Raw genomic sequence first — 12,193 nt, 5'->3', positions numbered from 1 at the left:
TGACAAAGGACACTAAAGTGGTTTTACACTGGCTATTTTACCACCTTGTTTTACCACTCTTTGGAAGTAACTAGATAGTTCTTCGTATGGTATAACCACCGCTTGATTGACACGGCGTGTGCTAGGATACCCAGCTCCAAAAACGCCTGCCACTTCAATGCGGTAGAGTCTGCCTTCTTTACCAAATGTTCCTGCACCACCGAAAGTACTGTTGGGGGTAACGCCTTTTTCGGAAGCAACGTATGAAAAGCCTGAGGGACCACCAGAGGGAGGAACAACGATGGATGCGCTATTGCGACCTAGTTCACTAGCAAGGCGGGAGGACTTGCCTTTGAGTTGGGAGGTGTCGCTACTGGCATAGCCGCGATAAAGTTGGAATATCCGGCTAAATCCCACAGTTTTCTGTCCTGTTTGGGTTTTAAAGCCGCGATAGTAAGGCACAATATTTTCACCGAAGTTAGATTGATACTCTGGTGAATTAATGTAAGAATCAATGTCGGCTTCATATCCCTTGCTTTGGTACAAGTCCAAGTGATAAACCACATCAGACTCATCATAAGGGGCACGACCCAACAAATGTTTATAGTTCAGTTCGATGACGCGAGTTTGGAAATTGTCGTAGAAAAATTTGGATTTGTACAGTTCTGATTTAGCTACTTGACGCACAAACTCTTGCACTGTATTTTTTCCATCGCGCAGGATAGATTCAGCACTTATGAGGCGGTCAGCTGCCAATATGTAGTTGTTGCCCAACACCTGACGATAGACGGCAGCAATTACTCTCTCAATGTCTTCTTTGGTTGCATTGGGACGCAGTTCTACAGGAGACTGGTTGCTAAAAGGTTCCGTTCCCAGACGGGAAGCGGCTGTTGTAATAGCCATTGGTAATTTTCCTTTTGTAATTGGTAGTTGGGAAAAGTTAGGAGTTAGGAGTTAAGAGTAGAGACGCGACGCCAGTCGCTATAACGGGGGGAACCCCCGCAACGCGCTGGCTCATTAATCGCGTCTTTACAGGAGTTAAGAGTAGGGGTAGAGCTAGGAATTCAAAACTCCTCACTTCTGACTCCTCACTCCTGACTCCTGACTCACAACTTCTAACTCCTCACTTAATTCCCGATTCCCTATTTATACGGACGTAATGCTAAGTACCTTACTGCCCTTGCGATTCAACTGCTGCAATTTACTAGAGAGTTGCTCGTAGGGTACGATGAATTCCGCAGTACCCCGCCGCACAACAGCTGAGTTGGGGGAAGCTGCTTGTAGCACTCTGATGCGGTATGTTTCCCCGCGACCACCTGTAGAAAGACCTGTTAAGGCTCCGGCGGAGACTGGGTAAATGGGTGAAGCCAGATTCTTAGCCACTTCCCAGGTTAACCGTCCTTTTTTTTGTCCTTGAGCGCGATCGCTATTGGCATAACCTCGATACAGTTGGAACAATCGGCTATATCCAACATTTTTCTGTCCTACTTGACTTTTAAAGCCTCGATAGTAGGGGACAATATTTTCGCCAAAACTCTCTTGATATTCTAATGAGTCAATGTAGGAATTAATCTCAGCTTCATAACCTTGTGAATTGTAAAGCTCAACATGGTACGAAATCTCTGACTCATCTTCCGGAGCACGTCCCAAAAAATGCTTATAATTCAACTCGATAAACCGAATTTGGGAGTTGGAGTGGAAAAACTTATCCCGATAGAGTTCCGATTGAGCTACGGCTAGCACAAATCCCCGAACTGAGATTATACCTTGCTGCAACAGTGATTCTGCACTTTCCAGACCCTCTCCTTCTAGGAGGTATGCATTACCCAAAACCTGACGGTAAGCTGCCCGGATAACCACTGCCACATCCGCTTCTGTTTTATCGGGACGTAGTTCTACCAGTGCTGAATTTTCAAATGCTCCAATCCCTAATCTTGCTGCTTGTCCCAAAGCTGCCATCCTTAAACCTCCTCAGTTTTAACTGCAAAACTGAAAACTTTTTAGAAAAATTTTTTCTAGTCTTTTAACAGTCTTTTGAAAATAAAACTGCCCGGAGAGGTAAACAACTCATAGAACTTACTTGTCATAAGAGCTGATTTCCTCTCCGGGCTAAAGAAACACTCTAGCTTAGAGTATTGATTACATAGTCGATGTAGGAGTTTGCTTCAACACCTGGATCACCGCTTAGACCGTGGTTAGCTTTGATGTACTTGAGAGCTTCAATGTACCAGCTAGGAGATAGATCAAAAGTCCGGTTGATTTCAGCCAAACCAGAAATCAAGAAATCATCCAAGGGGCCTGTGCCACCTACAACTAACGCGTATGTGATAATCCGCAAGTAGTAGCCTATATCACGTACACACTTACCTTTGCCGCGTCCATCAGCCGCGAAGTTGGGTCCTTGTTGCTGAGTGGTGTAAGGGTACTTGTTATACACCGCTTGAGCAGCACCTTCGCTCAACCGTTGAGCATTAGCGCTCAATGCTTTTGCTGCTTGTAAGCTAGCTGGCGCTTGGCGGAAGCGACCAAAAGCAACTTGAATTTCGGTGCTGCTGAGGTAGCGACCTTGAGAGTCGGCTGATGCAATTGCTTCAGTTAGAGGTGTTTTTGTCATTTTGGTATTTCCCTTTTACAAACTTTTGGTTGAATTTTTGTTTTGTCCTATGGACAATTATTTAGTCAACATCAGCAATGCTTGGCTTAAGCCACAGCAGCAGCAGCACGATCAAAATAGCTAGCTATTTCAGATGACAGAGCGCTGCAATCTCCTCTGGTGATGTTGTTTGTATCGTTGACAATGGCCAGGGAAGCTTGTTTCAGCTTCTGAATACCAACAGCAACTGACGCTCCTGGAGTTCCCAATGCCAAGTAGGTTTCCCGCAAACCATTGAGGGCACGGTCATCTAGCACGCTGGAATCACCAGCAAAGACAGCATAAGTGATATAGCGAAGAATGATGTCCAAGTCTCTGATGCAAGCAGCAGCGCGACGGCTGGTGTAAGCATTACCACCAGGAGTGATCAATTGGGGTTGTTCTGCCCACAAATCACGAGCCGCAGCAGCAACAAGAGCAGACGCATTGCTGGTAATCCGGTTAACAGCATCTGTACGCTTGTTACCATCTTTGACTAGTTCGCTCAAAGCATCCAATTGTGCATCGGAGAGATATTCCCCACGTGTATCAGCTTGGGAAACTACTTTTGCAAATGCATCTAAAACCATTACCCTAAATCTCCTAATTTGCTTGGTTAAGAATAATTGGACTCAAAACTGAATGGTTCAGTTTATTTTTGATGCCAGCACTGCCTGACGAGTTCCGAAAGGTTTAAAACAGACATCCAAGAAATAAGTTTACGATCTCCAGGCTTTCAGATTAAAACTTTTGTTAGAAAACTTCAAACTTCTGTGAACGACTGGAAAACCTGATTAAGATGTTGTTTTTTACTTCTAAGTTCCCTTTATACAATGCTGCTGTATCATTATTTATTACAAATTATTGTTATGTTTGTTAATTTCCTTTACATAACTTAACACTCAGAACTCTCTAGTTTATGAGAAGTTAGTACAGTATGGCGAAAATAACTATCCAGTTGAAAAAGGCTAAAAAGCCGATGAAACAAGCAGTATTCGTTCTGCTTTTTGGCACTAAGTATCTACGTTGATCCGGGGATATTCGAGTGCTCAACAAGCTAACCGAACCAGATTGAATTCTCTCCACCCCAAAAAATGGGATAATTTATTTCTGGGAAATCCCTGAAAGAATGCGACGCCGAATAGCCCGCACTTCTCTATGAGACGCTCTTGCTAGCTTGCTTTCAGGAAGTGGTATGGCAAAGCTCAGTCACCACCGCAGGCATCGTACCCTTAATTTGTGTAGTATTGGCTACTTCCTAGCTCTGCCAAGGGCACGCGCCATATTTTGCAACTGTATTGTAGTAGTCTCATCAGAATTTAAAGCGTGCGTAGGCGTAGCCCCCCACAGGCATCGCACGCTCTAAATCTGTAGCATTTACTACTTACTAATTCCTACCAAACACACTGCTAAGAGCACGTGCCATATTTTGCGGTTGCATTGCATCCATTGCGGCGGTAGGTTCGTAGCCGCAGTGAACCATACAATCAGCACACTTGGGATTACCACTAGCACGTCCGTATTGACTCCAGTCAGTTTGTGCCAGTAATTCCTTGAAGGTAGAGTAATAACCTTCGTTGAGCAGATAGCAAGGTTTTTGCCAACCGAGAACGCTATAACTAGGGCTACCCCAAGGCGTGCATTCGTAGTCCTTCTCACCAGTGAGAAAATCTAAAAACAGCGGATTGTGATTGAAGTTCCAGTTTTTTTCACCAGCTTTCAGGGGAGCCAGAATTTCCCGGAAGAGGGCGCGGGTTTGTTCTCGGTGGAGAAAATGATCTTGATCTGGTGCCCACTCATAACTGTAACCGGGAGAAATCATCATCCCGTCAGTATTTAGTGTTTCTAGAAAGTCGAAAAACTCTTGCATATCTTTGGGTTGAGTACCCTCAAAGATAGTAGTGTTAGTGGTAACGCGAAAACCTTTAGCTTTAGCGGCGCGAATGGCTTTGACAGCAATATCAAAAACACCTTTGCGATCAACACACTGATCGTGCAACTCCCGCATCCCATCTAAATGCACGCTAAAAGTCAGGTAAGGGGAAGGTTGAAACTTATCCAGGCTCTTTTCTAACAACAAACCATTGGTACACAAGTAAATATATTTCTTGCGCTCAATTAATCCCCGAACAATCTGATCAATCTGGGGATGCAGCAAAGGTTCTCCCCCAGGAATTGAGACAACCGGTGCGCCGCACTCTTCCACTGCTGTAAAGCACTGTTCTGGGGTGAGATTTTGCTTTAAAATTTCCTTTGGATGTTGAATCTTACCACAACCAGTACAGGCTAGATTACACCGAAAAAGAGGTTCCAACATCAATACTAAGGGGAAGCGTTTACGTCCTTTCAAACGCTGAGTAACCAGATACTTCCCGATGTCTATAGCTTGTTGTAGATTAACTGCCATTGTTGCGATCGCTCCTCTTTTAGAGATAAAAACACCACAGAAAACATAAAACGTTCGTAGGGGCGCAAGGACTTGCATTGGTGTCAACTTAACGTAAAAGCCTGACTTATAACAAGCTTTTAAAGATAGTCTCGTTGTCTCGAAAAGAAGTCTCCGACTCTTAATGCCTAATGGGGGCTGCTGCCTCAAAACTTGCGGCAGAGCCGCAATTGAAGAGCATTTCCAGCCTCTTGCTGTAAACGAGGTTTTAAAAGGGTTTTGGCTTAAGTTGATACCAATGAAGGCCTTGCGCCCCTACTGCGTATTGTATCCACACGTGAATCGCTATATTTATCATTAGACATACCCCTGAGCAACAAACCAATTCACAGCATCCTTGAGTGCTCCATTCAGCGAAGATTGGGGTAGATCCAACTCTCGTACAGCCTTTGTGGCATCATAATACATAGGTTGTTTCGCCATCCGAACGCCATCCAATGGCACTGAGGGTAATTTCCCCAGCGGTGCGAGAATCTTTTCATCAACCCAGGCAACACTAAGGGGTAACCAAGCGGGTACGGTTCGTTGGGGTGCGCTTAGACCTGTGATATCGGCGAGTTGTTCTAGCAGTTGCTTTAGACTGAGGTTTTGGTGACCTAAGATATAGCGATCGCCTGATTTACCCCGCTGCAAAGCCAGTAAATGCCCCCATGCCACATCCCGCACATCGATAAAATTTAGACCAGTATCCAAGTAAAAGGGCATTTGCCGTCGTAAAAACCGTAAAATTATATCACCCGTGGGCGTAGGTTTGATATCCAACGAGCCAATCGGGCTGCTGGGATTGACAATAACTACCTCCTGACCTATGGCAACGGCTTGCATGGCTTCTTGTTCAGCTAAAAACTTAGATTTTTTATAGTCACCCACCAACTTTTCTAAGGGACTCTGATGTGTTTCATCGACGACTTGACCTGATGATCCTACCCCAATTGCTGCCACTGAACTCGTGTAGACGGTGCGCTCAATGTTAGCTTTGTGAGCTGCTGCCAACACATTGCGCGTACCCAGGACATTGTAACGGTGGAGTAACTCCCGGTCTTTCTGCCACAGGGAATAATGGGCTGCCACATGAAATAGGTATTGACAACCTCCCATCTGTTGCCAGAGATTTGGTGAATTCAAATCGCCTTTGACAATTTCCACATCCAAACCGCGGAGATTCTCCAAATTGCTGCTTGAGCGTACCAGTGCTTTGACTGTGTAACCCTGTTGCAGCAACAACCGCACCAAGTGGGCACCAATAAAACCCGTACCCCCCGTGACAAAAACCTGCATCAATTTGTCCCCCTCTTCTTAAACCGAGGAAACCAATCATCCAAAATGGTGTAAACTACTGGCACAACAATCAAACTGAGGATAGTCGAAGTCACGAGTCCACCTGCGATCGCTACAGCCATAGGCGATCGCAATTCCGAACCTGCACCCAAACCTAAGGCAATGGGTAGCATCCCTAAAATAGTGGAGGCAGTGGTCATCATAATTGGTCTGAGGCGCACTAGCCCAGTGTTGAGGATCGCCTCGGTACGGTCTAAGCCAGCACTGCGTAACTGGTTGATATAATCCACAAGCAAAATAGCATTTTTATTGGCTAGCCCCAGCAAAAAGACGAAACCGATCAGTGAGATCATACCAAAGTCGCTCTTGGTAATTAGTAGCGCCAACATTGCCCCCACTAGTGCTAAAGGCAAAGAGACACCAATAACCAAAGGGTCTACCCAGCTTTGGAACAGCAAAATTAGTACTATGACAATGCACAGGGCAGATAAGGCCAGAGTAGTGCCGAAACTGCCAAAAACTTCATCTTGACGGGCAGAGTCTCCCCCTAAATTTAAGGAAACATCAGAGGGTAACACCGCGTTTGCTTCAGCTACCACTTTGTCAGTGGCATCACCCAAGGACAGATCCTTGCCAAGATTAGCACTGATGTAGGCCACCCGCTGATTATTCAGACGCTCGATCTGAAAAACTGTGCCTTGTGGATTAGTTTCCCCTGTAACTGTCACATCAGCGAATCCTGGTAGCCTCTGAATCCTTTCTTTAATCGCTTTGACTGCTTTGCTCAGAGCTTGGAGATTATCACCTTGTAATGCTACTTGTAGAGGTTTTTGACCACCAGAATCAACAAATTGAATATCTTCAACACTGGTAGTTACCCCAGAAAGAGCGGGTAAGGAGGAGCGCAATTGGTCTTGTAGTTCCGCAGTTGTAATTTTGCGGTCTTTCTTAAGCTTTACATATAGTGTCCCTTTATTCGGCTCACCCTCACGAGAACCAACAGTGGTAAATACCGTTTCAACTGCCGGTGATTTTCTGACTACATCTTCTAATTTTTTCGCAACCTCAAGAGAAGCGTTCAATGGGTTAGGAATTGGCAACTGTAGACTAGGATTTCTCCCCTGCTCCCCTGCCCCTCTGCCCCCCTGCCCCTCTGCTCCTTCGGGGATACTCGGCAAAGGAGCCGTATAAGCAATATTAAATTCGCCGCGATCGAGTTTGGGAATAAATCCTTTGGGAATTAGTGGAATTAGCACTATACCAGCGATCAAGCTGAGTACAGCTAACCCGATAACTATCTTGCGGTGATTCAAAGACCAACTCAGCAAGTTTCTGTAAGATTGGGTAAACGCCACCCAGATTTTTGCTTCCCGACGCGGGGAGAGCGAGGATTTAGGTTTCAGCCAGTAGATAGCCAGAACTGGGGATAAAGTCCGAGCAACTAGCATAGAAGCAAGCATCGCTGCTGAAACGGTGATCCCAAATGGCTTGAAGAACTGACCGATGACACCACCCATCAAACCTATGGGCAGAAAAACCGCTACTGCTGTCAAGGTGGCGGCGGTGACTGTTAACCCAATCTCATTTGTAGCTAAAAGCGCCGCTTGGCGAGGAGTTTCCCCATCTTCAACGTGTCGCATGATGTTTTCCACATCCACGATCGCATCATCAACAATACTACCAATCACCAAAGCTAAAGCCAGCAGGGTGATTGTCTCCAGGTTAAAGCCGAAAATCGCCATAACGATAAACGTCGCCAACAAAGACGTTGGAATCGCCAAGGCAGAGATCAGGGTTGCCCGCCAATTCCACAAAAAAGGAAAAATTACCACTATCGACAAGACGACTGCTTCCAGCAAAGCATCGATTGTTGACTGGGTGGCTTTGCGGATATATTCTGCTTGGGTGGCAGCTAAGGTGAGGTTGACATTCTTGAGGGTAGAGCGTAGCCTTTGAACTTCTTTCTCAACTCGACTCACTACTTCCAAGGTGTTAGCGTTACCACGTTTGATTACCTGAAATGCGAGTGCATCTTCACCATTAAATCGGACTAATGTTGCCCCGGTTTGGGGGAGAGCCGCTGCACTCGCATTCGCTGGATTTAGCAAAGGAGTTGCAGTAGCAGCGCCTAGTAGTGAGACTTTCAAGACTCCAGGTAGTTTAGCGATCCCACTCACAATCTCATCTTGCGCCAACTTCGTCAAATCTTTGAGATTCCGCGTCGGACTCTCTATGGCATAGCTAATGGCGGCTGACTCGTTTAGATTCAGAGGAATAATTTTGTCAGTTGCTCCCTGAGGCAAAGTCAACTGCTTCAGGGCAGTTTCAACCTTTTTGGTCGATGTTTCTAAATTCGTCCCAACTGCAAAAGAAAGACTAACAGCAGTTTGACCAGGATAGGTGGATGAGCGGATATTCTCCAGTCCTTCTAGAGAGTGGAGGCGTTTTTCCAAGGGTTTGGTGAGCTTCGCCTCTGTATCCAGAGCAGTTTTCAGCGGGGCTGTAGCATTCACAACCACCACGGGAAAAGTAATATCTGGAAACAAAGCATACTTTAGGGAGCTGAAAGCCAGAACACCAGCTACCGTTACGGCAATCCAAAAACTCACCGTCAGCCACGAAAATCGAATTGCCAATTTGGAAATATTGAAGATTTCTCGTGCGGATTTTGAGTTATGAAGCTTTACCATCTTGGAAAATTATCGTGTGGGTGACACAATTATTTAGTCATGCTACAGCAATCACCTTTGGTTTGCGAGTTTTGGTTACTACTAAACGGCAATATTACTTATTGTCACTCAGATATGACCCAATCTTTAATACCAAAGGAAACTTCAAAGATGAAACTTGGTTTTGTCGAGCATAAAGAATTATTCTGCCGAAGCTTTACGAAAGCTATAGGGAATACGAGCCTGAGTATCTCTCGTGGCCAGATTTGGACGATACACCCTTGAGCTTCCTACGCAGTATTCCCTTCTGGGAGAAAGCTCTGGATGCAGAGCGACAAGCCGGAGCAATAGTTAATGGTTACGCGGCGGTGAGTGATCCTATTTTACAAACTGCGACGCCGATAGCGTTCGGGTAGCGTCTCGTAGAGAAGCGTTAGCGAGTCTTCTCCCTTCGCACAGCGTCTCGTAGAGAAGGGGAGACGCCAAGGGCGAACGAGCGTCATAGCCCGTCGTAGACATCGCTCTCCAAGGTAGAGAAGAATTACGCCACGTCTACCTACTTCAAATATTAATTAACCGTTACGCATCGATATACCAGAACGTTTTCTCGTTCAAGTTCCCCAAAATATTCAGCCAGTCTTTACGCGCTTTGACTTTGAAGAGTGCCTGGATACCTTTTTTACCTACGAGCTATTTGTGATCGCCCGTGAAGCTGATGTTTTTCCAGAGTCAATCTTCACTATCTTTGATCCGATCTGAATATTCACACCATATTGGATTATTTGTCAACTGGTTTACTGCCCAGACTTGCCCTTTCAAGGTGGGTAAAAATTTTGCTCAAAAAACTCCTCTTTAATCTCTTGACTTGATGTTATCTGTGCCTCTATGGTGAAATAAAAGACCTTTTAACCGCACAGACGCGGAGGGCGCAGAGAGAAAAAAGAGATTTTACAAGTCACTTTGAAAAGGCTAACTGCCCAGACTTGCCAGGTTGCTCTTTGCACACTTGGGTTAATATCCAGACGCAAACTTCAAAATATTGAGAGGGCTAGTGCCTAATTTTTTGTCCATCAACACAATTCTGGTGCCTCAGGGAGCAGAATATAAAGCTGTGTGTCGCGGATTAAGCAACGTTACTGGCTCCATCCCAACGATAGTAGCCATACCTGTTGGGATGAAGCCTTTACTCAAATATTTACAACAATCCCAAGTAAATGGGCAATTTCTGGCTCCAAAATCCAGGGTGCTGATTATGGGTATATGTGGCAGCTTGAGCGATCGCCACAAAGTTGGAGATATTGTGCTGTATCAAGATTGTGTTTATCAGGGGAAGCAGCAAGAATGCGATCGCACTTTTACAGCACAATTGCACTTTCATATATCAGAAAAAGCATCATTAGTCAAGGCATTGACAAGCGATCGCCTGATTTGGTCTACCACTGAAAAACGCCGTTTAGGTAAGACTTTGGCGGTTGATGTTGTTGATATGGAAGGATTTACCGCTCTAGAGTTTTTCAATGCAGCTGGGGTGGCTGTGGCAATGCTGCGAGTAGTCAGTGACGATTGTCAGCATAATATCCCTGATCTCACACCAGCAATTAACTCTGATGGCTCCCTAAACCCTTTTCCTTTAGCAATGGGAATGCTTCGACAACCCCTTGCTGCGACTCGGCTGATTCGAGGTTCATTAACAGCATTAAAGGTGTTAGAGCAAGTTACAAATCTGCTGCTATATAAAAACTAGACAAGTCTAGCTAAAGGGGCCCGTTAACAGTCATAACTATCTGTTTACAAAAATATAGGAGGAAAAATGTATATTTGTCACCACTATTGTTGTCACAATCCTTTACATTGCTTCGTTTTACCACATGTCTTAAATCGCTTGATTGAATCCGATGACCCGGAAATTCGCAACCTCGCTCTTGATACCATCAAACATTCAGTTACATCTCGGACTAAGCTGTAGTTGTTCTATTCTTTGTACTAAATCTGAAAGATTCTGTTCTCTTGTTTTGACCTCATTTCACCTATAATAGCAAGATACTATCTACTCACTGACAGACACAAAATTTTGTTATCAATCGAAGCACAATGTTGTATGTCTATTAAACTTCTATTCTGTGGCTGTATTCATGGCAATGAATTTATAGGAAAATATATTTTTGATCATTATCCGTTGGGAAAAAATGAATACTTCATCTGGAAGTCAATAATTGCAAATCCAGAGGCTATGTATCTAAACCAACGGTTCATTGATACTGATTTAAATCGCTCTTTTCCAGGAAGATTAGATGGTAATTATGAAGAGAGACGTGCTTACCAACTTAGCAAAGTTCTATCTCAGTTTGACTTAATAATCGACTGGCATCAGACTTATAACGATATGGATGACACTATTTTAGTTCATGATTTAACACCTGAATTATACGAAATTTGTCAATTCTTTAACATTAAGCACATAGTTACTTTAGATGAAGGAGATAGTTACTACGATGGTACACTGTTGGGGCATGTGAAAAATAGTATAGCTGTAGAGTATGGTCGTTTGTATGATTTTCAAGATGCTTGCCAAAGGGTAGAAAAAGATATTCAAAACCTTTTAACTAAACAAGTGGTAAACATCGACCACAATTACTATCGTATTTTAGGTAGTGTAGCAAAGGAATTTGAGCCCAAATTGAATTTAAAAAACTATCAAAAATTGACAGAAGAAGAGCGAGAAATATTGGGTATCTCCGAAGATAATGTATACCCAATTTTTATTGGTACTGAGGTATATCAGGGAGTCTATTGCATACTTCTTGAGAAGAAACAGATGTCTGGAGTTTAGCGGGTGATGAACTTTTAGTTCAGCACGACGGATGAAAATCCTTATTCCTTCTGACTTCTGCCGTCTACCTTATTTTCAGAGTAGATATCAAGCCGAGATGTGTGTAATTTCCGGCAATATGGTCTGAAAACCCTTGTTCCATCCGTGACTTTAATGGCTAAAGTTACTCGTTTATGCTTTTTAATCACATAGACAGTAGCATAAGCATAGAAAGAACAAGTACCATTTTTCGCTTGACTTCTATAAATATATGGTGCAACTAAAGTTTTCTGTTAAATCCTGATGGGAATGTGGAAGCTTTTGATGCGGTACATACTTATACCATCGTCCGCCAAGTGCTGACAATGTACCAGTGAGTT

11 protein-coding genes are annotated in these 12,193 nt (G+C 44.2%); 4 read left to right on the top strand and 7 right to left on the bottom strand.

Annotated elements, in window-relative coordinates:
• Positions 1-12 precede the first annotated feature (12 nt).
• From V7K48_RS03995 to V7K48_RS03965, 7 genes are all read right to left on the bottom strand, one after another.
• A complete protein-coding gene (locus tag V7K48_RS03995; RefSeq protein ID WP_335069801.1) occupies positions 13-882 on the bottom strand; it encodes a phycobilisome linker polypeptide in 870 nt (289 codons plus the stop codon).
• 243 nt (positions 883-1,125) lie between these two features.
• Positions 1,126-1,938, bottom strand: a complete 813-nt coding sequence (locus V7K48_RS03990; RefSeq protein ID WP_335069799.1) for a phycobilisome linker polypeptide — start codon at positions 1,936-1,938, stop codon at positions 1,126-1,128.
• 163 nt (positions 1,939-2,101) lie between these two features.
• Positions 2,102-2,593 (bottom strand): phycocyanin subunit alpha, encoded by a 492-nt coding sequence (gene cpcA, locus V7K48_RS03985; protein WP_334978480.1) that lies wholly within the window; start codon positions 2,591-2,593, stop codon positions 2,102-2,104.
• Positions 2,594-2,679: 86 nt separating this feature from the next.
• Positions 2,680-3,201, bottom strand: coding sequence for a phycocyanin subunit beta (locus tag V7K48_RS03980; RefSeq protein ID WP_334978482.1), 522 nt, complete (start codon positions 3,199-3,201; stop codon positions 2,680-2,682).
• A 797-nt stretch (positions 3,202-3,998) separates the two neighbouring features.
• Complete coding sequence (gene hpnH / locus V7K48_RS03975; protein ID WP_335069869.1) at positions 3,999-5,018, bottom strand: adenosyl-hopene transferase HpnH; 1,020 nt, start codon at positions 5,016-5,018, stop codon at positions 3,999-4,001.
• Positions 5,019-5,354: 336 nt separating this feature from the next.
• A complete protein-coding gene (gene hpnA, locus V7K48_RS03970; RefSeq protein ID WP_335069797.1) occupies positions 5,355-6,335 on the bottom strand; it encodes a hopanoid-associated sugar epimerase in 981 nt (326 codons plus the stop codon).
• Positions 6,335-9,025, bottom strand: coding sequence for an efflux RND transporter permease subunit (locus tag V7K48_RS03965; protein ID WP_335069795.1), 2,691 nt, complete (start codon positions 9,023-9,025; stop codon positions 6,335-6,337). The genes hpnA and V7K48_RS03965 overlap by 1 nt, the downstream gene beginning before the upstream one ends.
• Here V7K48_RS03965 and V7K48_RS03960 point away from each other — a divergent pair.
• From V7K48_RS03960 to V7K48_RS03945, 4 genes are all read left to right on the top strand, one after another.
• Positions 8,995-9,201 (top strand): hypothetical protein, encoded by a 207-nt coding sequence (locus V7K48_RS03960; protein ID WP_334978811.1) that lies wholly within the window; start codon positions 8,995-8,997, stop codon positions 9,199-9,201. The two genes, V7K48_RS03965 and V7K48_RS03960, sit on opposite strands and share 31 nt — an antisense overlap.
• A 69-nt stretch (positions 9,202-9,270) precedes the next feature.
• Positions 9,271-9,420 (top strand): hypothetical protein, encoded by a 150-nt coding sequence (locus V7K48_RS03955; RefSeq protein ID WP_335069793.1) that lies wholly within the window; start codon positions 9,271-9,273, stop codon positions 9,418-9,420.
• A 635-nt stretch (positions 9,421-10,055) separates the two neighbouring features.
• Entirely contained in the window at positions 10,056-10,748 is a 693-nt protein-coding gene (locus V7K48_RS03950; RefSeq protein WP_335069791.1) for a 5'-methylthioadenosine/S-adenosylhomocysteine nucleosidase family protein, read from the top strand.
• A 354-nt stretch (positions 10,749-11,102) separates the two neighbouring features.
• Positions 11,103-11,834 carry a succinylglutamate desuccinylase/aspartoacylase domain-containing protein gene (locus V7K48_RS03945; RefSeq protein WP_335069789.1) on the top strand — a complete coding sequence of 244 codons (732 nt, stop codon included), beginning with the start codon at positions 11,103-11,105 and terminating at the stop codon, positions 11,832-11,834.
• The last annotated feature ends 359 nt before the right edge of the window (positions 11,835-12,193 follow it).

Origin of the sequence: Nostoc sp. (genome assembly GCF_036919615.1) — a bacterium.
Classification (GTDB): domain Bacteria; phylum Cyanobacteriota; class Cyanobacteriia; order Cyanobacteriales; family Nostocaceae; genus Nostoc.
This window is presented reverse-complemented; position numbering and strand designations above follow the sequence as displayed.

Bases quoted from the DNA above. Each gene is read 5' to 3' on its own strand.
- V7K48_RS03995 (WP_335069801.1), bottom strand. From the start codon at position 882: ATGGCTATTACAACAGCCGCTTCCCGTCTGGGAACGGAACCTTTTAGC.
- hpnA (WP_335069797.1), bottom strand. From the start codon at position 6,335: ATGCAGGTTTTTGTCACGGGGGGTACGGGTTTTATTGGTGCCCACTTG.
- cpcA (WP_334978480.1), bottom strand. From the start codon at position 2,593: ATGACAAAAACACCTCTAACTGAAGCAATTGCATCAGCCGACTCTCAA.
- V7K48_RS03965 (WP_335069795.1), bottom strand. From the start codon at position 9,025: ATGGTAAAGCTTCATAACTCAAAATCCGCACGAGAAATCTTCAATATT.
- V7K48_RS03945 (WP_335069789.1), top strand. From the start codon at position 11,103: ATGTCTATTAAACTTCTATTCTGTGGCTGTATTCATGGCAATGAATTT.
- V7K48_RS03980 (WP_334978482.1), bottom strand. From the start codon at position 3,201: ATGGTTTTAGATGCATTTGCAAAAGTAGTTTCCCAAGCTGATACACGT.
- hpnH (WP_335069869.1), bottom strand. From the start codon at position 5,018: ATGGCAGTTAATCTACAACAAGCTATAGACATCGGGAAGTATCTGGTT.
- V7K48_RS03990 (WP_335069799.1), bottom strand. From the start codon at position 1,938: ATGGCAGCTTTGGGACAAGCAGCAAGATTAGGGATTGGAGCATTTGAA.